Raw genomic sequence first — 23,218 nt, 5'->3', positions numbered from 1 at the left:
TAAAATACTAGAAACATTCTAATGGCGACTTACAATAATATTCTAGAAGCGGTTGGCCGAACTCCCCTGATTAAACTTAATAGTATTAGTCAAGAAATTCCATCAACAATTTATAGCAAGGTAGAATACCTTAATCCGGGTGGTAGTACGAAAGATAGAATAGCTCTGTCCATGATTGAAGCCGCAGAGAAAGCCGGTAAACTGCAACCTGGTGGGACAATAATTGAGGCAACAGCAGGAAATACGGGAGTTGGTCTGGCGCTAATCGCTGCGATAAAAAAATATCGCTGCATATTTGTGATGCCGGATAAAATGAGCCAGGATAAAATTAACTTACTTAAAGCTTATGGAGCCGAAGTAGTAATTACGCCGACATCAGTTGGGCCTGACTCTCCAGAAAGTTTCAACGGTGTCGCAGAAAGGCTTACTAAAGAAATATCAGGAGCTTATAGACCCGATCAATTTGCTAATCCTAATAATCCGTTAGCCCATTACTTAACGACAGGTCCAGAAATTTGGTCAGATAGTAATGGGAAAGTTGATGTTTTTGTTGCGGCGATGGGAACAGGTGGCACAATTTCTGGAGTTGGCAAGTATCTGAAAGAACAAAATCAAAATATAGTAATTGTTGGCGCAGATCCAGAAGGTTCTATTTTCTCTGGTGACACCCCCAAAATTTACCAGGTTGAGGGAATTGGTGAAGATTTTATTCCGAAGACGTTTAACCGCCAAGTAATAGATGAAATGGTCAGAGTTAGCGATCGTGAGTCTTTTAATATGGCTCGCCGTCTAGCGCGAGAAGAAGGTTTATTGGTGGGAGGCTCTTGCGGTACAGCAGTAGCAGCAGCCCTTAAATATGCAGCCAGATTATCAGAACCGAAACAGATTGTAGTGCTGTTACCAGATACAGGAAGAAACTACATCAATAAAATCTATTCTGATTCCTGGATGCAGGAAAATGGTTTTTGGGAAGAACCAACAAAAAAAACAATAAAACTGCAAGAGATACTTGCCCAGAAACAAGATTTTCCCTCACTCGTTTCTGTGAGTTCGCAGGACACATTGAGTCAAGTCATCGAAGTTATGCAAAGACTGAATATCTCACAAGTTCCAGTTATTGAAAACCATCACATCATTGGCAGTTTAAATGAAGCAGCTTTAATGAAACTACTGCATGAAGGGATTGATTTTTCTCACCAAAAAGTTGCGCCTGTTATGAGTAAACCTTTACCGAGTTTAGATGAGAAAGTCGATATTTCCGAAGCTTATAGAGTTTTTTTATCAGCAACTAATGCTATTATTATTGAACAAAATAGTATTCCGGTGGGATTAATTACTAGAACGGATTTAATTAAATATTGGGCAAGCCCAACAGAACGTCTGAATTATGAATGAAAAATAGTTTGATTTCCTAACAGTATAGTTAAGTAGAATGAATGATTTAGTTTTTTTATCTGCTCATCAATTAGCAAAAGCAATCCGCGACCGCCAAGTCTCTTCCACAGAAGTAATAGAAGCTTATTTGAGTCAGATTGCTCAATACAACCCAGAGCTAAATGCAATTGTGACTCTGGATGCAGAAAATGCGATCGCGCAGTCGAAAGCAGCAGATCGAGCATTAGCTCAAGGAGAAAATTGGGGGATTTTACATGGAGTTCCCGTAACTATCAAAGACACCCTCGAAACCAAAGGATTACGCACAACCAGCAGTTATCAACCCTTAGCTAATTACGTCCCCAAGCAAGATGCTACCGTCGTCGCTCGATTACGCGCTGCTGGAGCCATTATTTTGGGCAAGACGAATACACCACAACTAGCTGATAACTTTCAGACCAACAGTCCTCTGTTTGGTAGAACCAACAACCCCTGGAACCATGAATATACACCAGGTGGCAGCACTGGGGGTGGAGCGAGTGCGATCGCTGCGGGGTTATCCCCTCTAGAACTTGGTAGTGATATTGGTGGGTCAATCCGCGTTCCCTCTCACTTCTGTGGCATTTTCGGCTTGAAACCAACCGAGTATAGAGTTTCAACATTTGGGCATATTCCAGAGTTGCCCGGAACACCTAAAACTATCCACCACTTACAAACAATAGGGCCTCTTGCCCGCTCTGTAGAAGACTTGCGATTGTGCCTGTCACTGATTCAAGATCCAGACCCCCGCCAGTCAGAAGTTATACCGATATTCACACAAGTTAACCCAGCAATCACGCTACAATCGTGCCGTTACGCTTGGACAGAAGGTTTTGGTGAGATTCCAGCCACAGCTCAAACCTCATCTGCTCTAGAAAAATTAGCATCATCCCTGACCGAGCTAGGATGCTGTGTAGAGCAACACAACGAGCCGCCAAATTTTGATAGCAATGCGGTACGCGATACTTACCTCAATATTTATAATTTTGAATTGGGTTTATCTCAGTCAGAATTGACGCAGATTCAACAGCAACAACGATATGTCACCGCCCTCATTGAGCGCGATATTCTGATTGCCAATCTCGAAAGTTTCTTATCTAATTGGGATGCTTGGCTGTGTCCAGTGGTGCCAGTGCCTGCTTTCACCCACCGTCAGCCAGGAGAACCTATTGAGGTGGATGGTCGCGAGTTCTCTTATTTGACCGCAATAGGTGCTTACGTAACAATTTTTAATTTAACTGGCAACCCTGCCGTAGTGCTGCCCTTTACACAATCACAAGAAGGACTACCCATCGGCGTGCAAGTGGTGGGACGGCGTGGAAGCGATCTAAAACTGCTAGAGATTGCGGAAAAATTAACTCAAGTAACTGGTTTTTTTCAACGCCCACCTGGATATTAGAAATGTGATTTGTCATTGGTGTCGGGCATCTGGTGGCATTCGCAATGACCGAGAGCCATCAGACCAATCCCGATGAATCAACCTTTTTTAGATGGGAAAACTCTCGCCACTCGCGCTGTTCAAAAGGAAGTTCCAAGTCTTCAATTGCAGAGCGAATTACACGCCAAAGCGCGAGGCTATTCCCCGGTGTATCCAAAGGACGTACCCCACACATTGAGAACTGCTGTAATTTGATAAACAGAATTTGGTTCTCTAAAAAATGCGATGAAAGTGCTGGAACTTTCTGGATGTTCGCGGTACAAGTGCACAACTTTTAAGACACGTTGGGGATTATCCCGCATCAGTTTTAAGATTGTGCCAATGCCGGCAGTAGTACCGGGTGGCGAAGGTATGACAAGATTAATTAAGCTCAAGGTTCCTCCTGTACAAAATCTTCTTATTTTTTAGCTGTAAAACTGGGCTGACGATCGATTAGCTCGTTGGGCAACCACAAAATCTTGTTTATCAGCCTAGCTTAAGTTGTCCTAAAAATAAACTTTTTGAATTCAATAACTTCCTGCACAACTTCCTCATCAATGCCACCAGCTTCTTGAATGTCTTGCAGGCAAGTCGAATTGGCGATCGTAACTGATAACTTTATTTAAACTCTTGTCAAACGGTAGATTAACCTTGTGACGTTGTTTTATGCTGCTGACTTGATTTCTTTCGTTTCAGCCATCCTCCCAAGCCCAGGGCTAGAGCTGAACCAAAGATTGCGGTAGGTTCGGGAACTGGTTCGGCAGCATCAACGGTTTCAATTACTAGACTGGAACGACCAAGAGCATCAGTACCTCCCAGAGCGACCCCACCAACGTTCAAGAGACTGATGGCAAACCCAGCAAAAGTATCGCCATTGCTAACTCGCTGATTAACAAACGGAGTTACGTCAAAGCTAAGAGTATCACCCGGAGATGAGGATGAGATATCTACAGAAGTTAACAATACTTCATCCCCCAAAAGATCTGATGCTTCGGCTGTCCCGTTTCCTAAATAGCCAAAGATGCCCAGAGTACCAGGACGGCCTCCTTGGAAACTGGATATCTTATCCTGAAAGATAGCACTACGAATAATTGTGTTAGGAGCAAGAAAAAAGTTGCTAATATTAAATTCAGCTAACCTGGTTGTTATACTACCCGGCCCGTATGACACGTACTCATCCCCAGGGATAAGCCTAACGTCCTCATACACACCCATCTGATACATACTTGCAGTGGCTCCAAATTGGATAGTAGGTGTCAAGGTAAATGTAGCTGCTTTAGCTTCTTCATTTGCTCCCAGAACAAAACCTAGAGCGGTGCAAACAGAGGCAACGGCAACTTTGTGGTAGAGATTTTTCATGAAGATTAAATTACTTTCTATCGTAAACAACTTGACTGGAAAGCTCATTCAGTAATCAAACTACCTAAATACTAGCTAGCTTACTTAAAAAACCATAATTCTTTATTCAACTTATTCAATCTTAACCAGAAAGCTAGGTGCATCAATGCTCTAGAAAGCAAGTAACGATCGCCATTATCAAAACAGAACCGTCGCCTCACACCGCATCATCCATCCATCCGCACTCCGCACAATCCCAATGCACCGGGGGCGTTTCATACTGAGGGAACGGGAACTCGCATCGGGGACACCGACCAGTAAACAGCGGGTGTGTGTTCAAAAGTTCTAGCTGCTGTTCCAAAGTCCACCGCTGTCTTGGTTGCAGAATGAGTTCGCCGTTGTAGTAACTTGCCCCTTCGGGTTCCCACAATTCCTCCGGTTCAGCGTCGGGGTCTTCTCGAAAGTCAATGCAAGTATTGGTGTTAGGGCCTGCGGGATGCACGGCACAGACTAAGTGTGGGTTGCGGGCGTAGAGGAGACAGCGATCGCACTCAGGGAGTTTGGGCATGACGGGGGTGTTGAGGTTTTGGTCTGGGTTTAGTTTCTCGCAGATGGGGGTGTTAGTGGCGATCGCAAATGGCGTTGTGTAGCGATAGCTTGCGTAATTGGGCGTAACTTGTTGCTGAAAGTGCCAGACTAGAAATAGCGATTAGGGCACCATTTTAAGGCGTTGATGAGGGTTTGATGACCAAAACAGGATTAGGCATTCAAGAATTACTGTATTGTGAGCGATCGCAAATTCTAGCCATTGCCCAAAAGCACGGAGCCTACAACGTGCGCGTATTCGGTTCAGTAGCACGGGGCGAAGCGACCCCAGAAAGCGATATTGATTTGTTAGTGGATTACGATTTAGAGAAAATTACGCCTTGGTTTCCAGGTGGGCTATTGCTTGATTTGGAACAACTACTCAATCGCAAGGTCGATATCGCCACAGTGGATATGCTCAAAGAACGCATTCGGGAGCGCGTTTTGCAGGAAGCTGTACCCCTATGAGGCGAGAAGCGGAACGGCTGCAAGATATATTAGATGCAATAGCTGCAATTGAGCGATATGCAAGCCAAGGCAGGCAGGCATTTGATAATCAAGAATTAATCCAAATTTGGATTGTTCATCACCTCCAGATTATTGGAGAAGCAACAAATGCGTTATCGTCCGAGTTAACTAGCCGATATTCGTCCGTGCCTTGGGCGCAAATTGTAGCGTTTAGAAACCTTGTAGTGCATGAATATTTCAGAGTTTCGCTAAACCTAGTTTGGGCGATCGTACAGAATAATTTACCTCCGCTGAAGGTAACAGTAGAACAGATTTTACAGGAGTTGCTAGATACGTGAGTTCAGCAGCGTTTCTGGCAGCAGCGTTTTTCCTAAGAGTTTCTGATGACCGTAAAAGCGCCCCGTGGTCTAGGGACTTCAATGCCCCTAGACGATCGATTGGGTATTCTGCTCGTCGTGCACATCGACTGCATTTACTGAAAGCCTTGTAAGCGTTACTGAATTCGCTGCGGGTTCAAGTGGTTTTTCGATCGGCTTCCCCAAATAAAGAATACCGAAAGAAAAAGCACTTCCTAAAAACACCGATTCTTCTAATAAGAAGGTGAAAACACGAATCGGTTAGAATGTTTTCAGACAAACAAGTGCGGGCGGCACTGGTTTCTAGTTGTCGTATCACATTGCGCGACTGGCACGCAGTTTGGGCAAGCCGAGGAAAAAGGTGCAATTTGCGATCGCAGATTCGATCGAGTATCCAAGGCAAACATCAGCAGGCAGGCTTTCTGCGACAAGGATATCGGACTGCCGAAAACACAAGCTCTAGCATTGAGATATGCGTTCGCTTCCAATCTGCACAGGACTTAAGCAAAAAAATCGGGTTTCTAGGATTGTCGTGCATACACTACAGCAGGCGCGGTGAAACACTCCTGATTATTCCTAAGTCTGCTTGTATAAAGATGCAAGCCACTCTTCCGCTATCAACGATGCTTCAAGACTTCTCCCATCAAAATCTCCGAGGACGCAATTTTAAAAATCAAGACCTTACGGGTGCGAACTTCTCCCACGCAGATATCCGAAGTGCGAATTTTACCAATGCTATTTTGATAGGGGCGAATTTCACCAAAGCGAAAGCGGGAATGCAACGCCGCTGGGCAACTGTCTTGGTAATATTCTCGTTATTTCTGTCGCTAATAGCAGGATTCTTTTCAGCATTTGCTGGTATTTTAGTAGCATTTTTTTTCATTCCTGAATTGATTGAATTTACTCTTATTCCCGGCGTAATGGTCTTAATAATACTTGTAGTTTTCCTTTTTGCCACTATCCGCCAAGGTCTGGGGGCAGGGGCAGCGGCAGTGGGAGTGGCAGCGGCAGTGACAGGGGCAGCGCTAGTGGCAGGGGAAGTGGCAGGGTCAGTGGCAGAGGCAATGGCAGGGGCAGTGGCAAGGAAAATGGTAGTGTCAATAATACTACCGGAATGGGCAATCTTAGTGCCAGGGGCAGCAGCAGTGACAGGAGCAATGGTAGTCACAGGGGCAGGGGCAGGGGCAGTCGGAGTGACAGTGGCAGGGGCAGTGGCAGGGGCAAGGAGAGTGGCAGTCATAGGGGCAGTGGCAGGGGCAGTGGCAACAATGGCAGGGGGAGCGGCAAGGGGAGTGGCAGGGGCACTGGCAGATAGAGGGATACCGACAGAGACAATAGTAGTGATAGTGGCAGTGACAGTGACAGGGGCAGTGGCAATGGGAGTGGCAGTGGCAGCGTGGAGTAATTCCATAGCTGGGCGTGCCTTAGCTGGAGATGAAAAACACGCCTTTGTTCGCAAAATAGCCCTTTTCTTCGCTGCAATGGGTGGCACCAACTTTCGCAATACCAATTTAACTGATGCTAATTTCACGCAGGCAACTCTCAAATGCACCAAATTTACAGGCGCAAATCTCACTCGCACTCGCTTTTACGAAGCGAAAGAACTCCACCTAGCTAGAGTCGGTAAATCTATCTTAGATAACACTGCCATTCGCACGTTACTCGTTACAGGAAATGGTCGGGAAAAATCTTATCTAGGTGCTAATCTCCGAGGTGCTAATTTAATAGGTGCAGACCTCAGTTATGCCAATTTGAAAGAAGCAGATATCAGTGAAGCCACATTCCAGGGAGCCATTTTAGAGTGGACAAAGCTGACTCTCACTCAGGCAATTGACACTGACTTTACCAACGCTCACATGACAGGCGCTTGTGTAGAAGCGTGGAATATTGAAAATAGCACCAACTTAGATAATGTCGATTGTCGATTTATTTATCTCCTAGAACACCCCAGAGAAGGAACTGACGATCGCGAACGCCGCCCCAGCAGTGGCGAATTTAAACCGGGAGAATTTACCAAGCTGTTTGAAGAGGTTTTAAATACTGTTGACTTAATTTTTAAGCAAGGAATCGACTGGAAAGCCTTTGTCGCCGCCTTCAACAAAGTGCAAGTAGAAAATGAAAGCACTGAACTTGCCATCCAGAGTATTGAAAACAAAGGCGATGGAGTTATCGTCCTCAGAGTCAGGGTTCCTCCCGACACTAATAAGGAAAAAATTCATAGTGAATTTACGCAAAATTATGAATTAGCGCTTAAAGAGGTAGAGAAATATAAAGAATTATACGAATATCAGCGTAAAAACTATTCAGATATGCACGAAATTGTTAAATTATTAGCTAGCCAGTCTCATCAAGTTATCCTTAATAATGAAGTTACATCAACATCGGAGAGTAACCCTGTGCAAGAAAACAATCAATACAATCTGCCAGATGCCACAGTATCAGGCAGTAATATCGGGACAAACCACGGCACTCAAATAGGTACACAGCATAACTACGCCACTAAACAAAATCTAGCTGAAGCCGCAGAAGATATTAAGAAGCTACTACAACAATTAGAGCAAACTTATCCCACAAACACTCCATCTGAAAAAATGGTAGTCGTCACAGAAGCGATTAAGCAGATTGAAGACGACCAAACTTTGAAACAACGGGTATTGGGTGCGCTAAAATCAGGAGGAGTTGAAGCAATAAAAGAGTTAGTAGATCATCCGTTAATTAATATCTTGCTAGCAGCTTTAGAGGGGTGGCAAACAGGAGAGTGATATCTTGCACAATTTTGCAGCACAATTTTTGAGTGCAATCGTCTTTTTAAAGGGCAGCTACCGTCACCCCGTCGAACCAAACGCCTAACCCTTCTGCTCTGCATTCCCTACGCCTAGATTCTATCTATATATGTAGGGTCAGCCTGAATTCGCTCATCAAAGTCCATATTCTCCCATTGTGCGATCGCTCTCCGGTCTGTCCATCAAATCCGGCTGAGCGCTACTGGGACGCACGAATGGGTATTTTTCCTAATCTTCAGGAGTGATCGCCAACTCCACAAGCCCAGTATCATCCTCTTCAAACGAAACTGGACTAGCGATCGTCAAACTTGACAAATCCAATCCAGATTCTCGCCAATTACGCGCCAGCATCCACGACCCAGAAGATGGCATCAAGTTGCCTAACAAATCTTACCAGCACAAGACGGGTTATTTGATTTCGGGGAAGTAGCGCAAGCTGAAAACATCCAACTCAACCTCACTCAACACTTTGGACTCCATCTCATACAAATCATTCAGCACCGCCTTGACGTTCGGAAACGCAAAATACTCTGTCAGCTTGCCAATGCGATAATTAAAAGCTTTGTACCGGTGCTTGAAGTACAGCTCCACATTCCCCCGGTGTTCCCACAATCCCAGCAAATTAACAACCACATCCGAGTAATGCGCTCTGACATCCCGCTGCACCTCGGCGATGCGTTCCTCGATCGGTCGAGCAGTAATTCCAATTTTATAGAAGCAGTGGCCGTCCGCTTTCACCTCCAGGAAATAGAGCGAGTTCACCAGAATTCGGCGAAGCTGCGCTCGATAAATCAGCAAGTCAGCCCGCCGTTCGTCCAAGCAGGATAACCCCGCAGCTTCAGCCACCGCTGTGGATTGCTCCAACTTAACTAACTCCGACACCAGCAGCGGTTCCTGGACTTGGTTGAACAGCGCCAGGGGAAGCGCACCCACTGGGATTTTACCCAAGTCGGTAAAGTGATAAGAGCGATCGCCCGACGACTCCACCAATCCTTTGAGTTCCCACCGAAAGTTTACCAAGTCTCTGGGAATGCCGTAATTTTGTGCGCCGTACTCTTTCCATAGCACCTTTAACTGTTCCAATTCATCACCCTTAAGCTGGATGGTGAAATTATCGTAGAGGGGCAGCGATGGAAACGCTTTGGTTTTAATCCGCTGTGACACGGGTTTGCAAGTTTCCTCGGTGTGCGCGAAGTGATGTTCTTTCACCGAACCCTTTTTTGCTGTCAATCCGCCACCGCAGTAGAGACAAGTTAGCTGAGTTTTTCCGCGCACAACCTCATCAATGCTCGCCAGTTCACCACTGGGAGCAACACCAAATTTAAGCCACATAGTCAAAAGTTCTCCTAAAAGCAGGTTTTCGTAGATGCACCTGCTCCACACGATCGAGAATTGTAACAAATCCAGGGGTGAGGGCTTCTGCCTTGGGAAAGAAAGCTCTAGGCATTCCCTTTGGGATGCGTAACTTTCATCCTTGCATCCAAAATCTAAAATCTAAAATCTAAAATCTAAAATTGCTCGTCACCAGTCGGGAATTTCTTCAGGCTCCGAGTCTGATCGGCCTTGTGACAGTTGCTCTCTCGGTAACGGCCCAGCGGGTAATTCATCCTGTACGCGGGGAAATACCTCTTTCCCCGCGTAGGAAAGCATGGAAAGACTGGCGATCGCTCCTTTGACTTGATCCGGCTTCACCTCTAAGTATTTCTGCAACTGTTCGAGGTTACTGTGACCGCTGATTTCTTGAATAATCCGCAGCGGAATTCCGGCGTTGCTCATCTGAGTCAGGGCGGTGCGACGGAAGCTGTGGGTGGATGCTCCCTCGATGTTGGCCCGATCGAACGCTTCTCTCAAAATCCGATCCGCTGAATTGGGGTGCAAATGCTTCCAGTGGTGGTTCGGGTAGCGGCCGGGAAATAAATAAGTCTGACCCGCATGGGAACGCCAAGATGTTAGGAGACTTCGCAAATCTTCGATTACCGGAATCGTCCTGGTTTGAAGTTTTCCTTTGGTGTTGGCTTTGCGGAAGTTGATTGTAGGTCGGACTGTACCTCTGGCAGTGTAAATATCGATGACTTCCAGGGAACAAGCTTCGGCAATGCGGCAAGCGGTGTACAAACAAATTCCGAAGAGGGTGCGATCGCGAGCGGTTTGCAAAGCTTCGTTGAACAAAAGCTCGATTTCCTCTTGCGTGAATATCTTGGCCTGCCCGTGTCCCTCTATTTTCATCTTGGTAAACTCGACCCGATACCACAGAGTTTGCCGCAAATACTGCGTTACTGCATCGGTAGACGGGGATTTCTTAACGTGGTAGTCCAGCTCACGACGGCTAGAATACACAGCATCCGTCGCTGGGTTGACGACGGGACTGGACAAAATTAGCCCGTTTCTTCGTTGACCGTCATACAGCGCGATCGCACAAATTTGTTTGGTAAGCACGATTATGCTTTGCTTCGGCTGCTGTGAGGTAATGCTTTGAGACGAAACAATCGGGGCCGCGACCAGCAAGACGTTATCGAAATGCTTGATGGGATGTTTTGAATGTTCTTACAGGCTTGTATCAGAAATTCGTTAATTAGGAACGATTTGTCTCTACTTCAAACTCGGTGAAAACCTTTGCCTGCTCTAACACCAACTCGATCGCTCCAAAATCGATCTGTGACCATCGCTCTAAATCTTGCCTTCAAACCTCTGATGCCAGAGGATATACCCCGACACGGTAATAACCAGAGTGATGCCTCCTCCTACCCAAGCCAGCATAGGATTGTAACCGCTACGGCTGAGGGTCTGCATCCATAGATGGGTGCGATCGGAGGATATTAACCAATCTGCGACGACCGGAAAAAGATACATCAAAGATGCACCAACGATAAGCCAGCCCACCATAGAGGCGAGGAGAAAAATAGTTTTGGCTGTAGATTGGCTACCCATGAGCAATTGCGGTAAAGAACTAACTTTGAGATTAGCAAAGTATGTCAGCACAGGTATAGCCCGAGACGGTGGGCGATGCAAGCGTGAAACTGTAAAATTGATTTGAAGCGAAAGTTAAAGGGCATTGCTGATTTAGGGTATGAAAGGCTAAATATGCAAGTCAGAGAAACCAGTATCCACAAAACTACGGGATTTTCAACTTATTGTTTTCATACCCTGATTAAGCAAGGCCCTTGACTTTAGAGTTGTGGGACTAAATACCTTACAGCAAATTTAATTCTGGTAAGCCAAGTTAATGATCTTCAAGTCCCCCTTTTGTTAGCGTAGCCTGTCCAAAGGACATAGGGGGACATAGGGGGATTTAGGGGGATTTAGGGGACTCGCAGCACCACTTATCTGAACGCAAACTGCTGTTAACTTCTGACCCAGAGAGACTTGGGCATCAAGCAATGTAGATGTTTTGCTCCCGGCTCTATTTTGCCAATCCGTGCATCCATAGCTAAACTGGCAAGGGAATAGGCATCAAGGGGTACAAGTCCTTTTAGGGTCTGCATTCTCTCAATAAGACTCATAGCCGCCATGTTCATAGCCTGCATTGCATCACCATCGATGGCATGGGTGACAAAACTATCTGAGGTATCAGTGGTAGGGTTAGGGGCAAGGACTGGAGTTGGTTGTTTCGGTAACATGCAATAGACCCCTTTTAGTTGATTGACCACCTCTGCTACTCGACAATCACCGTAGTTTGCCATGTATTGACGAGCTTCAGTAGTGTTTAAGCCTTTAGATTCAGCAAGAAATTTTAGGGTTTCTTCTTCCAGAATATCGATCGCAATATTGAGGTCTCGATCATAACCCATCGTTATCCAATGAGTATCTGACTCAATCCGTGGCCAAGTCAGGCGTTTACCCTTAATTACTTCTACAGTCAGGTTCAGTTCATTAAAGGCAGACTCGATCGCTGTTAAATTAATCTCACCATTACCTTGCACCGCATGGGAATCCCCAGACCACAATAAAGCTCCATCCACAAACACTGGTAAGTAAATCGTTGTGCCTTCTACTAATTCTCTACAGTCGAGGTTTCCGCCAAAAGGTCCAGGGGGTACGGTGCTATATTGTCCACTTTCAGGCCTCGCCACCCCAAGAATACCGGGGAACGGACGCACAGGTAATTCAATTCCCGGCAAAAATTCTGTTACCCCACGCTTGAGGTCAAGGAAGAAATGTTTTACTTGGGGTTCCGGGAAGCTAGTTGGGAATTGCCCTAGGGCAAGATTACCCGGCAGGTTCCAGTTGGAGCCATAGGTACGAGGCACAATCCGATTAATTTTGACTTTGAGAGTATCTCCGGGTGCTGCGCCCTCTACAAAGATCGGCCCTGTAATCGTATGGGGGCCACGACCGGGATTATTTACCCGCAGTCTAGTAATTTCTTCGATCGATACCCCCGGCAAAACTTGATTCATGGAAGCCATCATGGTTTCCATGACAACGGTGTCCCCTGATTTAATCCGAGCGCGGGGTGTCTCTGCATTATTAAACCAACCCCATTGGACTGTTTCATCATTGGCTGGCAGTAAGTACACACCACCCTGATACTGTCCTACATATCCTTCCTGTAAAGCTGCCATTTCCGATCGATTGGTTGGAGTTTGAGCAATCAATTTATTTGGTAACAAGGTCGCAGCCGCAGCTACAGTCCCACCAAGAAGAAAATCACGTCGATTCGGCATAGCTTGCTTTTTTATGGTAAATGTCTGTAATCCCCTGATCCATCTAGATCAAAGCAAATATATTATTCAGGCTTATTCTTTGAGAATTTGTTATCTAAAATACAAATAGCTTAGAAAAGGAATAAACACTCACCATAAATCTATCTTAAAGCTGACAGATTTTGAGCATATTTACATCTAATGTCTGAAAACATAAGGAAAATGGCATAAGCTGGTTCAAGGCTTGGAACGGCTTATGCTTCATCAGAATAATCACAATTCCTGACAGTTTGGGATTTTTCTGTTGGCAATGCCGTTGGTACAAAGTGAACGATTTTATAATTGTCTAAACGACCATTTTTCTACTGCAATGCGTTGCTTTTTAAGGGTTGCTAGCACGTTTTCTGGCTTCGGATGCTTTGATATCATAACCAGCGTTAGGATTAGCTTGGTGCAGTTGCATTAATAGGTCGATGTAAAATTTGTAGTATTCCTGTACTGTGGCAAAGTATGAGCTGCGACTTTCTGGGGTGGCTATTTTACTGCGGAGATTTTCAATTAATTTGAGAGAGGCTTCAATATCATTGAGAGCTTCGGTAAAATTGCCTAGCGATCGTTTGACAACAGCCATGCTGTAAAGAGTGAGAGCTTCTTCCTCGGTTGCGCCGATTGCTCGAAAAAGAGAAAGGGACTGGTTGTAAGACTCTAGCGCTTTCTGGTTTTCTCCCAAATTGGAGTATAGTAAGCCGATGTTGGTAAGCGTAAAGGCTTCCACACGGAGAGCGCCTATAGCCCTGCTGAGGGGAAGGGACTGGTTGAAATACTCTAGCGCTTTTTGTTCTTCTCTCACCTCATTGTATATACCGCCGATGTTGTTTAGGGTTAGAGCTTCCCCACGGCGATCGCCTACTGCCCTTCTCAAGGACAGGGACTGGTTAAAATACTCTAGCGCTATGTAGTATTCTCCCAATTCTGCGTATAATAAGCCGATGTTGTTGAGGGTAACGGCTTCCCAACGGCGATTGCCCACTGCCCGACTCAGGGGAAGGGACTGCCTGTAATACTCTCTTGCTTTTTGTTTTTCTCCCAACTTATTGTACACTAAGCCGATGTTGTTAAGGGTGATAGCTTCCGCATTGCGATCGCCCACTTTCCGACTAAGGAGAAGGGATTGGTTGAAATACTCTTTTGCTTTTTCTTTGTCTCCCAAATTTGCGTATACTAAGCCGATGTTGTTGAGAGTAGTAGCTTCCCCACAGAGAGCGCCTACAGCCCTGCTCAAGGGAAGGGACTGATTGAAATACTCTAGCGCTTTCGAGTTTTCTCCTAAATCTGCATACCTTAAGCCGATATTGGTGAGGGTAATAGCTTCTTGTTTACGATCGCCCACTCCCCGACTCAGAGGAAGAGACTGGTTGTAATATTCTAGCGCTTTCTGTTTTTCTTCCAATTTATAGTAAACCTCGCCGATATTGTTGAGGGTAATAGCTTCTTGCTTGCGATTACTCACTCCTCGACTCAGGGAAAGAGACTGATTGAAATACTCTAACGCTTTCGAGTTTTCTTCTAAATCATCATAGACAACGCCAATCCTGGTGAGGGTGCTAGCTTCCCCATCCCGATCGCCCACTGCCCTAAATAGCTTTAATGCTTCTTCATATTTGACGATCGCACTTCTTTTTGCTTCCGTTGTTCCTTGTTCTTCGAGTTTCTCTGCTTCTCCATATAGTTTTTGGGCAGCGTCGCTACTGTTAGTTTGTGCAGTTTGTACAACTTTACCAACGGGCACGGCTGTCACTGGCTGACTTAGCTGAACCGAAAGTGCAATCAAAAGACTAGCCAAAAACCATTGAGAGCGATCGAACATAGCCACCCCTTTTTTGTTTTTGTCAATCTTAACCCTCTTCTGTCACTCCTGCTAGAGAATAGCTAAAAGCCCCAAACTTTGTTGGGTGCTGCTTGGGTGTACGGACGGAAACAATGCTTCAACAGTATTGCTATTTATTGTTTTCCGATAGTGAGAAAAAAAAGTTAATCACTAGCTCGTTTAGTGTAAAGGCAGGAAGAAGTCAGGGTGATAGAACCTCAAGCTTTCTGAGCATCCCGCATCCTTCGATTTCCGTGATAAATGGCTGAAATACCTGCGGTTTTCGGTTGGTCAGTAATGAGCAAGTCTTCTGTTAGATTCTACGTTTTAACCCCTTCAATTATTTTCTAAAGCCTCTGTTTTCTCTAGCTCTATTTGTAAAAGGAACACGATAGGCTGCCAAAACATTTTTAGACAATAATCTAAGAACTTCCCAAGGACAATCTAACAAAGTAACAGGCAAACATTTTTGATATACCCACTCCCAAAAACCAATTGCTTCTCCCTCAACTCCTGCTGTTGCAGTATCAGGCATTTCAACACCATAGCAGCTACAAATTTCTGGCCATTTAGAATAAGGGGCAGATGGATATAATATTTTACCTTCTATAGATGTTGGATAATAAATTTTGCCAGCTAATACACCTTCAGGAAAATACATAACTTCGTCCATAATCATTATGACGCCGTTATCCGGTACATCTTCCATAGTAAATTCAGTGCCATCACTTGTGAAGCGCTTATCTAATTGGTTGTATTTTTTCAGTTTTTTAGACTGTTTGTCAAACCCTTTAAATTTCATAATTTTATTTTTTGTAATTCGACGTGGCGACCGAAAGCCCAAGCTGTCTCCGCCCACAGCTTACGGTTGTAAGTTAGTTTTTCGCTAACCCAGTGTATCAAAATAGTTCAACCTTCCAGGTCAGCGCCTGAGAGGTTGAATTCACCACTTGGGACTAAAGCTTGAGACAATCTTGATATCCCTAACAAAACTGCAAACTCATGAAAATTCCATCATGGCCCGCGTGGTTTCCTCATCCTATCTCATGTTTGAGGACGATCGCACTAACCGTAACCTATGGCAGTACCTCAAATTTTTTAGCGAAGTTAATACCAATATCAGGCATTGTTTTTTGGTTGTTTGCAAGTTGGGCGGTTTCAGCAGCGTGGATGACTGTTTACCATCACTGTCTTACAGGAATTTCCTTTTGGGCAGCGCCTCGGTATCCTCAATCTTTTCTGGGTCATCAAGAGTTACACCGAAAAAATGCCACTACCCAGCCTGTTAAGGCATGGAACAAACCAAACTGGGACTCTTTGAGAGAGGGAGTCAACGCCCTCATCGCTTCTCTAGTAGCAACAATAATTACTCTAACTTGCCTGGTTTGGCTTTTTTATGCGGCAGCTCCAGAGGGAATTGAAGAAGGTCAAATACACAATGCTGTAACTTATCAAGTGTTAAATACGGTCGCAGCGCTTATCAGTGCTGGTATGACTGGTGCAAAATTCAACCAACCGATAACCGAGGTATTGTCTGAACAAGGCTTTGAACCGCTGGTAAATGCTTGGTTTATTGTATTTTGGCTGTGGGTTGCTTCGGTGCTTCTACTTTATCAGTACGATCTGTGGGCCCGTCAGCGAAAAGCTGCCAAGCAAGAAAGGCGATCACAAAATTCCACTGCACCTGCAGCAAAGCAAAAAAAGCGATCGCCTGTTGCCAAAAACTTACCCGCTCCAAATCCCATAGAACAAGGGCTCAACCAACTGAGCGCCGATGCTGGAGCAACTCGGATGCGACCTGTGAGGCCAGCAGCCCCCGAAGTTGCTGACTGGTACGTATTTCGATCTGGTAAAGCCGAAGGGCCCTATACCGCATTGCAACTCTGGGAAATTCAGAAAATTACAGCTCGCACGAAAGTTAGGCGAGGAAAGGGTGACTGGCAACGCGCTGGTGAAGTTTCAGAGCTGACCAAATATCTTACAAAACAATAGAGATAGCTTGATTTCTGAGTACAACAAATTAGAAATTGGAAAGCATCCTGAGTGAAGGAGTTTCGATCGCACTTTTGCCAGAAGCGCAACCCGTGCCAGCACTCAGCGCCTAATTCTACAATTTCTGCCGTGACAGGGAAAGTGCCACTATTTCCCGTCTAAACAAGGTTTTGAGTGCTTTTAGGTTTTGTTCTAATTGTCCGGCGATCCTAGTCGGTGTTGTTCTAATCCCTACCAAAAAAAGCGATCGGTGCAGGGTGAGGTAATTGAGTTTGTAGGGGGAGGTTAGGCGGGAAAACCCTTATGTCCTGATGGCTATAAGGGTTTCAAATTATAGATGAAGAAATTGATTTTCCTCAGCTATTTGCAATGATCGCAGATTCTATCACCCTTGAGACACCTTAGAGAGTCTGCACTTAACCTACCTTCATACCAATATATTTTGGAAGACTTCCCAACTTAGTTATCTAAATTAGGGCAAATCGTGCCTACTCTTTTTCCCACGCTTCGTTGAACCCTTCTAGACTTTCCATAAGGTAAGGGTGAGTACCTTCCTCCTTTCCCCAGTTAAACTGATTCTCAAGTGACTTTGGGGAAATAATTTTCTGCTGGCTGCTACAGGAATCCTGTGTACTCAATGATACAAGTTTAATTTGCTCTAGGATTTGAGTAATTAGATTGTTATCGAAATCAGCCTCGATCAGATTGGACAGTTGGCTGAGTGCCTTTGGGATTTCAGTTATCTGATTGTTATTGAGGTAAAGCTTTCTCAAATTGGACAGTTGCCCTATTGCCTCTGGGATTTTGGTTATCTGATTTTCACTAAGGTCAAGCCATCTCAGATTCGACAAATGCGCGAAACCCCCTGGGATTTTAGTTATCTGATTCTCATTGAGGTAAAGCTGTGTCAGATTCGATAGTTGTCCGAGCTCCTCTGGGATGGAGCCAATCTCATTCTTACTGAGGCTAAGCACTATCAGATTGGACAGTTGCCCGAGTTCCGCTGGAATGGACGTAATCTGATTCTTACGGAAGTAAAGATGTGTCAGATTCAACAGTTGCCCGATGGTTTCTGGGATAGAGGTAATCTGATTGTTGCGGAGGTCAAGCAGTGTCAGATTGGACAGTTGCCCGATGGTTTCTGGGATGGAGGTAATCTGATTGTCACGGAGGTCAAGCACTGTCAGATTGGACAGTTGCCCTATAGTCTCTGGGATAGAGGTAATTTGATTGCTGTCGAGGTAAAGGAGTGTCAGATTGGACAATTGCCCTATCTTCTCAGAGATGGAGGTAATCTGATTGTTATACAGGTAAAGCCCTGTCAGATTCGTCAGTTGCCCAACCGCTTCTGGGATGGAGGTAATCTGGTTGTTACCGAGGCAAAGCCGTGTCAGATTGGACAGTTGCCCTATAGTCTCTGGGATGGAGGTAATCTTATTGCTACTGAGGTAAAGCTTTGTCAGATTGGATAGTTGCCCAACAGCCTCTGAGATTTTTATTATCTGATTCCAACTAAGGTCAAGCCCTGTCAGATGGGAGAGGTGCCTGATTGCCTCTGGGATTTCGGTAATTTGATTGATATGGAGGTCAAGCAGTGTCAGATGTGACAGTTGCCCGATCGTCTCTGGGATGGAGGTAATTTGATTTTTATTGAGGTAAAGCTTTCTCAGATTGGATAGTTCCCCGAGTGTCTCTGGAATTTTAGTTATCTTATTGTCACCGAGGTAAAGCTTGGTCAAATTGGACAGTTGCCCTATTGCTTCTGGAATTTTAGTTATCTTATTGTTACCAAGGTGAAGCTTGGTCAAATTGGACAGTTGCCCGATCTCTTCTGGGATTTCAGTTATCTCATGGTCACTGAGCTTAAGAATTTTTAAGTTGGTTAATTTAAGAACAGCATCAGGAAACTTAGTTATCCGATATGTCCTTGCTCCAAACTTGTCTGCCTGGTGGTATCCCGACAAATTCAGTTCCGTCAAATTATTCTGGGCTACCATGTCAATTCGTCGCATTGTTTCCTTGCATTCCGTCATATCTTTTGTCTCTCGGTAGAATTCTTTTTATTGTGACAATAATTTTTGTTTGATGAAGAAAGCCAGCAAAAATTAGGAGACGGCAGTATCCTGAGCGAGTCATACCAGGTTCAAGCCCTAGACTGGGAAAATTGAGTATCCCCGCCTATCCGTTTATTGAAATCGTGGCTTCCCTTATCTCTCGCAACCTATGCCGTCCTTATCTCTATCAAATCCATGTGGGTCTGGCTGTAGTACGCGAAAGCGTTTCTGGGAAATGTCGCCACAATTTAAATCAGGTGGCGCTGGCGGAATGCACACATCGGGATAAATCGGGTCGCCACTATTTTGTGGACTAAAGGCACGTTTTTGCTGGCGATGGAGTCTATAAATCAAGAAAAATCAGCCTAAACCAAGAAAATCAACCTCAACCAAGAAAATCACAATAAGTAAGGAAAGTCAGCCTAAAATACGGTTTATCTACTGGCAAACCAAGGATAAACTATGGATGATTGAGCTACCGCATCCAGTCGATCGCCCCTGGTTGTCTCTTCAGTTTTTAAGCAGGGAAGGGACAGGCTAGCATTGATATTGTTAGTGGCTGTGTCCCGCAACTATTAGCGGGGTACCCGCCTAAATTGTTCCGGGCACAATTGAAGACCTTCTTTAAGCAAGATATTGTCGGCAACAAATCTAGAATCTGCTGTAGAATCAGAGTTTCTGATAGCAGGTTTTACAATGCGAAGAATTGGGTAAAGTTTTTTGTTGCCGATAAGATTATGTGGTTTGCCATCAGGAGAAATAAAGAAAACCCACCGCTCCAAGGGTGAAATTCTACAAACTAGAGTGCCACTTTTTACAGTAAGGGGCCAGTCCGTACCGAATTCTTTTTCGGAAACAGGTCGCCCGTTCCTTTGCTCACACCCTGCCGTCAACAGTAACAAGCCTATTGCCACACACTTTTTCCAACTCATTTGATTTGTCTCCCTGTTCCTCTTGCTTTTTCTAAGTCTGGCATTATCTACCAAAATTTTTATTACTCAATCTTTGCTCCATATAGGTTGATTTTGAGCGCCCAAATTGTAGAGTTTTGGCGCTTGTTTATTGATGCACTATTGCTGGCAGGCAAAAATTCTATTGCGGGCAAAGTCTTCGCCCGTCATCTATCAGCACTCCAAGATACCTCTTTGAGCGTGTATTTACAGGATCTGGCAAGGTAATTGGATCAATCGAGGGATAGCCCGCAGTTATGGCGAAACCGTTGACGGCATATTGGTTTCCGTCAGGCGCAGTAAAAATGACAGCCTGGTCTACGCAAGATAATGTGCCGTTCGTCACGGTAAGTGGCCACGTTTTTCCATACGTTTGTTGGTTAACAGCTATGCTTGTCTCTTCCGCACAACCTGTCGCTAGCAACAGAGCCAGTGTCATGCACTTCTTCCAACTCATAGGCTTGTGTCCCAATTCCTTGCTTTTCTTAAGTCTGGCATAAGGTAGTTTGGATGAGTTAGGATATGCGTTCATGGGTAACAGCGTCGGTGGGGACGCTAATAAGGATATTGAAATTGCTGCTCGATCGGCTCAAAATTAAACTGGCAAAACTAGGTCAGAGACAGAAGACGGGGCAACACTCGACAACCCGCTTAAACTCTGCAAATTGCACCTCGCCGATAACCGCGTAAGAAATTTAAGTTAATGGCTCTATCTCCTCTAGCTGTAGGAAATATACGCGACCGGATTCATCACCTGCTACAATTGCTACTCCATTGGACGCAACGGTGTAGCAAAATAAGGCTGAAAGTAGCGATCGTCTCCCCACTTCTAAATCCCAGACTTTTAGGGTGTTGTCGTAATGCCGCAGAAATAGCTCTTTGCCCGTCGCCGGTAATTGCGATCGCATTGATGTAGGTAGTATGACCCGTCAGGTTAGTTCACGTTCTGTACCCGTTGTCAAATCCCACAACTTTAGTGTGTTATTCACCGTAGTGCAGTCTAAAAAAGTGTACGGTACGTCCAAGCTGACCCCGACCCTGCTACCTCATCTACTTCATAAATCTGTTGTACTCCTTGGGTTCTGTAACCACCAACCCTTCAGATTTTCCTGAGCTAGTTGCATCGATCGCAAACTCTTTAGCCTCATCGTTTAACTGCCGTCAATGAGTGAAAACAGAAAAACCCGGAATGCCATCAAATAGGCTATCCGGGCTTTTTCATTCAATTAGTTTCCCCAACGAGTGGGGAGAGTGAAGAGTGTAAACCTCTACACTGAGCTAGTAGATATCTCTAAGAGTTTCCATTCAATTAGTTTCCCCAACGAGTGGGGAGACGAGAAAAGTGGAATGCAGCGACTAATCTCTTTTCTTTGGTTTCCATTCAATTAGTTTCCCCAACGAGTGGGGAGGACAATGCAATCTTTTGGGGGGTAGTAAAGGATAAGTTTCCATTCAATTAGTTTCCCCAACGAGTGGGGAGTCAAAGACAGATCCAAGGAACCCAATTCAATTAAAGACAAGTTTCCATTCAATTAGTTTCCCCAACGAGTGGGGAGATTAATCGAAACAATCCCAGTGGCTATATAGGTACAGATGGAATATTATTTCCATTCAATTAGTTTCCCCAACGAGTGGGGAGGCTAAAACTCGATCGCAAGTATTAAATGAACTTAGATTTCCATTCAATTAGTTTCCCCAACGAGTGGGGAGGGTAGCTGGTACATCCCTGCTACAGAGACTGATGATGATTTCCATTCAATTAGTTTCCCCAACGAGTGGGGAGTCGCCTACGCTCATTTACGGCAAATTGAAGCGGACATCAATTTCCATTCAATTAGTTTCCCCAACGAGTGGGGAGTCTCAGGGAATTTATCTGTCTTCAGTTTCTCAAACAAAGGATTTCCATTCAATTAGTTTCCCCAACGAGTGGGGAGTCTCTATCACCTTCTTCGGTGACGGGGAGGCAGACGCATTCTCTGATAGATTTCCATTCAATTAGTTTCCCCAACGAGTGGGGAGTTTATAGATGAACTTTACCAACTATCTAACATTCCATTTCCATTCAATTAGTTTCCCCAACGAGTGGGGAGAGTCCCATTAGGTGGTGATCACGACCTATACAGCATGGTCGTAATTTCCATTCAATTAGTTTCCCCAACGAGTGGGGAGGCCAACAAGCATCGAAGCCGAAGAAGCAATCCTCGGCGGGAATTTCCATTCAATTAGTTTCCCCAACGAGTGGGGAGACAATTTGAAGCTAACAGAACAAAAAATGAACCCAAGAAATTTCCATTCAATTAGTTTCCCCAACGAGTGGGGAGCTCTGAAACCGACTTAATCTGCAATCTAGATAATGAGTATTTCCATTCAATTAGTTTCCCCAACGAGTGGGGAGGAGATTGTTATTACAGGTAGTCGTTCTTTAAAACTCAATTTCCATTCAATTAGTTTCCCCAACGAGTGGGGAGACCGTATCGAATGACAGGTATGAGATGGTGAATCTAAATTTCCATTCAATTAGTTTCCCCAACGAGTGGGGAGAGTGGTTTGCCAACATGATTGCCAGTAAGACAGTCAAATTTCCATTCAATTAGTTTCCCCAACGAGTGGGGAGAATAATCAGTTACTTTTTTTGCTAGTTATTAGTTTAATTTCCATTCAATTAGTTTCCCCAACGAGTGGGGAGCCGAGTTGACAAAGCAGAAGCGCAAGGCCAAGAATTTCCATTCAATTAGTTTCCCCAACGAGTGGGGAGACCAGAAGAGATGTTGGAGTTCTTATCAGAGCTCAATATTATTTCCATTCAATTAGTTTCCCCAACGAGTGGGGAGCGTTATATATAACGCGGGACAACCAGGCAGCTTGCCAAATTTCCATTCAATTAGTTTCCCCAACGAGTGGGGAGTCGCTTTCACACGGCGCTTCGCCAGAAGTGATATCCCCACAAATTTCCATTCAATTAGTTTCCCCAACGAGTGGGGAGCAGACTCCCTGATCCAACTATCAACCACAATAGTAAAATTTCCATTCAATTAGTTTCCCCAACGAGTGGGGAGACTACCCCCGTGAACGTACTCACAGTATTAGCCTCGTGGGTCGAGACAATTTCCATTCAATTAGTTTCCCCAACGAGTGGGGAGAAAACTTAGAGGTATTAATCTTCGAGGGGCGATCGGACATTTCCATTCAATTAGTTTCCCCAACGAGTGGGGAGTCTAACTGGCGCTGACTTAAGTCAAACTGTGCTTCGCTTTGCATTTCCATTCAATTAGTTTCCCCAACGAGTGGGGAGCTGTAAAAATGCTCTTGTCAAATTAGAATTTGAAAATTTCCATTCAATTAGTTTCCCCAA

21 protein-coding genes and 1 CRISPR repeat array (1 of these 22 cut by a window edge) are annotated in these 23,218 nt (G+C 44.8%); of the genes, 6 read left to right on the top strand and 15 right to left on the bottom strand.

Features of this window, described 5'->3' with window-relative positions; translation table 11 throughout:
• Positions 1 to 21: 21 nt before the first annotated feature.
• Complete coding sequence (locus QUB10_RS08680) at positions 22 to 1,395, top strand: cystathionine beta-synthase (protein WP_333139774.1); 1,374 nt, start codon at positions 22 to 24, stop codon at positions 1,393 to 1,395.
• A 37-nt stretch (positions 1,396 to 1,432) separates the two neighbouring features.
• Positions 1,433 to 2,812, top strand: a complete 1,380-nt coding sequence (locus QUB10_RS08675; RefSeq protein ID WP_333139772.1) for an amidase — start codon at positions 1,433 to 1,435, stop codon at positions 2,810 to 2,812.
• A gap of 176 nt (positions 2,813 to 2,988) precedes the next feature.
• On the opposite strand, the gene QUB10_RS08670 is transcribed toward QUB10_RS08675, so the two are convergent.
• From QUB10_RS08670 to QUB10_RS08660, 3 genes are all read right to left on the bottom strand, one after another.
• Positions 2,989 to 3,225 carry a hypothetical protein gene (locus QUB10_RS08670; RefSeq protein ID WP_333139770.1) on the bottom strand — a complete coding sequence of 79 codons (237 nt, stop codon included), beginning with the start codon at positions 3,223 to 3,225 and terminating at the stop codon, positions 2,989 to 2,991.
• A 250-nt stretch (positions 3,226 to 3,475) separates the two neighbouring features.
• Positions 3,476 to 4,189, bottom strand: coding sequence for a PEP-CTERM sorting domain-containing protein (locus QUB10_RS08665; RefSeq protein ID WP_333201272.1), 714 nt, complete (start codon positions 4,187 to 4,189; stop codon positions 3,476 to 3,478).
• A gap of 196 nt (positions 4,190 to 4,385) precedes the next feature.
• Positions 4,386 to 4,736, bottom strand: a complete 351-nt coding sequence (locus QUB10_RS08660) for a hypothetical protein (protein WP_333201270.1) — start codon at positions 4,734 to 4,736, stop codon at positions 4,386 to 4,388.
• Positions 4,737 to 4,912: 176 nt separating this feature from the next.
• Here QUB10_RS08660 and QUB10_RS08655 point away from each other — a divergent pair, with 176 nt between their 5' ends.
• From QUB10_RS08655 to QUB10_RS08645, 3 genes are all read left to right on the top strand, one after another.
• A complete protein-coding gene (locus QUB10_RS08655) occupies positions 4,913 to 5,221 on the top strand; it encodes a nucleotidyltransferase domain-containing protein (RefSeq protein ID WP_333201268.1) in 309 nt (102 codons plus the stop codon).
• Positions 5,218 to 5,559 (top strand): HepT-like ribonuclease domain-containing protein, encoded by a 342-nt coding sequence (locus QUB10_RS08650; protein WP_333201265.1) that lies wholly within the window; start codon positions 5,218 to 5,220, stop codon positions 5,557 to 5,559. Before QUB10_RS08655 ends, QUB10_RS08650 begins: the two co-directional genes overlap by 4 nt.
• Before the next feature lie 284 nt (positions 5,560 to 5,843).
• Positions 5,844 to 8,339, top strand: a complete 2,496-nt coding sequence (locus QUB10_RS08645) for a pentapeptide repeat-containing protein (RefSeq protein ID WP_333201263.1) — start codon at positions 5,844 to 5,846, stop codon at positions 8,337 to 8,339.
• Positions 8,340 to 8,588: 249 nt separating this feature from the next.
• Here QUB10_RS08645 and QUB10_RS08640 read toward each other — a convergent pair whose 3' ends face one another.
• The 8 genes from QUB10_RS08640 to QUB10_RS08605 all read right to left on the bottom strand — a co-directional run bounded on the left by QUB10_RS08640 (position 8,589) and on the right by QUB10_RS08605 (position 15,672).
• On the bottom strand, positions 8,589 to 8,735 hold the full coding sequence (locus QUB10_RS08640) for a hypothetical protein (RefSeq protein ID WP_333201261.1): 147 nt from the start codon (positions 8,733 to 8,735) through the stop codon (positions 8,589 to 8,591).
• Between the two features lie 33 nt (positions 8,736 to 8,768).
• The gene (locus QUB10_RS08635) at positions 8,769 to 9,692 is read right to left on the bottom strand and encodes a GIY-YIG nuclease family protein (protein WP_333201259.1); all 924 of its coding nucleotides are present in this window, start codon (positions 9,690 to 9,692) and stop codon (positions 8,769 to 8,771) included.
• The gene (locus QUB10_RS08630) at positions 9,682 to 9,807 is read right to left on the bottom strand and encodes a hypothetical protein (protein WP_333201257.1); all 126 of its coding nucleotides are present in this window, start codon (positions 9,805 to 9,807) and stop codon (positions 9,682 to 9,684) included. The genes QUB10_RS08635 and QUB10_RS08630 overlap by 11 nt, the downstream gene beginning before the upstream one ends.
• A gap of 74 nt (positions 9,808 to 9,881) precedes the next feature.
• Complete coding sequence (locus tag QUB10_RS08625) at positions 9,882 to 10,796, bottom strand: site-specific integrase (RefSeq protein ID WP_333201255.1); 915 nt, start codon at positions 10,794 to 10,796, stop codon at positions 9,882 to 9,884.
• 231 nt (positions 10,797 to 11,027) lie between these two features.
• Positions 11,028 to 11,288, bottom strand: coding sequence for a hypothetical protein (locus QUB10_RS08620; RefSeq protein WP_333064676.1), 261 nt, complete (start codon positions 11,286 to 11,288; stop codon positions 11,028 to 11,030).
• A gap of 413 nt (positions 11,289 to 11,701) precedes the next feature.
• Complete coding sequence (locus QUB10_RS08615) at positions 11,702 to 13,024, bottom strand: acetamidase/formamidase family protein (protein ID WP_333176377.1); 1,323 nt, start codon at positions 13,022 to 13,024, stop codon at positions 11,702 to 11,704.
• Between the two features lie 361 nt (positions 13,025 to 13,385).
• Positions 13,386 to 14,870 (bottom strand): tetratricopeptide repeat protein, encoded by a 1,485-nt coding sequence (locus QUB10_RS08610; RefSeq protein ID WP_333139728.1) that lies wholly within the window; start codon positions 14,868 to 14,870, stop codon positions 13,386 to 13,388.
• A gap of 340 nt (positions 14,871 to 15,210) precedes the next feature.
• A complete protein-coding gene (locus QUB10_RS08605; RefSeq protein WP_333054833.1) occupies positions 15,211 to 15,672 on the bottom strand; it encodes a hypothetical protein in 462 nt (153 codons plus the stop codon).
• 200 nt (positions 15,673 to 15,872) lie between these two features.
• Between QUB10_RS08605 and QUB10_RS08600 the strand changes: the two genes are divergently transcribed.
• Entirely contained in the window at positions 15,873 to 16,862 is a 990-nt protein-coding gene (locus QUB10_RS08600; RefSeq protein ID WP_333139726.1) for a DUF4339 domain-containing protein, read from the top strand.
• Positions 16,863 to 17,350: 488 nt separating this feature from the next.
• On the opposite strand, the gene QUB10_RS08595 is transcribed toward QUB10_RS08600, so the two are convergent.
• From QUB10_RS08595 to QUB10_RS08580, 4 genes are all read right to left on the bottom strand, one after another.
• Positions 17,351 to 18,895 carry a leucine-rich repeat domain-containing protein gene (locus QUB10_RS08595; protein ID WP_333201254.1) on the bottom strand — a complete coding sequence of 515 codons (1,545 nt, stop codon included), beginning with the start codon at positions 18,893 to 18,895 and terminating at the stop codon, positions 17,351 to 17,353.
• Between the two features lie 596 nt (positions 18,896 to 19,491).
• Positions 19,492 to 19,848 carry a hypothetical protein gene (locus QUB10_RS08590; RefSeq protein ID WP_333054839.1) on the bottom strand — a complete coding sequence of 119 codons (357 nt, stop codon included), beginning with the start codon at positions 19,846 to 19,848 and terminating at the stop codon, positions 19,492 to 19,494.
• Positions 19,849 to 20,008: 160 nt separating this feature from the next.
• Positions 20,009 to 20,305, bottom strand: coding sequence for a DUF2511 domain-containing protein (locus QUB10_RS34210; RefSeq protein ID WP_445252109.1), 297 nt, complete (start codon positions 20,303 to 20,305; stop codon positions 20,009 to 20,011).
• A gap of 256 nt (positions 20,306 to 20,561) precedes the next feature.
• On the bottom strand, positions 20,562 to 20,774 hold the full coding sequence (locus QUB10_RS08580) for a hypothetical protein (protein ID WP_333054840.1): 213 nt from the start codon (positions 20,772 to 20,774) through the stop codon (positions 20,562 to 20,564).
• Between the two features lie 306 nt (positions 20,775 to 21,080).
• Positions 21,081 to 23,218: direct repeats of the CRISPR family, unit length 36 nt; unit sequence ATTTCCATTCAATTAGTTTCCCCAACGAGTGGGGAG; it runs 11 nt beyond the window's last position.

Origin of the sequence: Microcoleus sp. B5-D4 (genome assembly GCF_036705145.1) — a bacterium.
Lineage (GTDB): Bacteria > Cyanobacteriota > Cyanobacteriia > Cyanobacteriales > Microcoleaceae > Microcoleus.
This window is presented reverse-complemented; position numbering and strand designations above follow the sequence as displayed.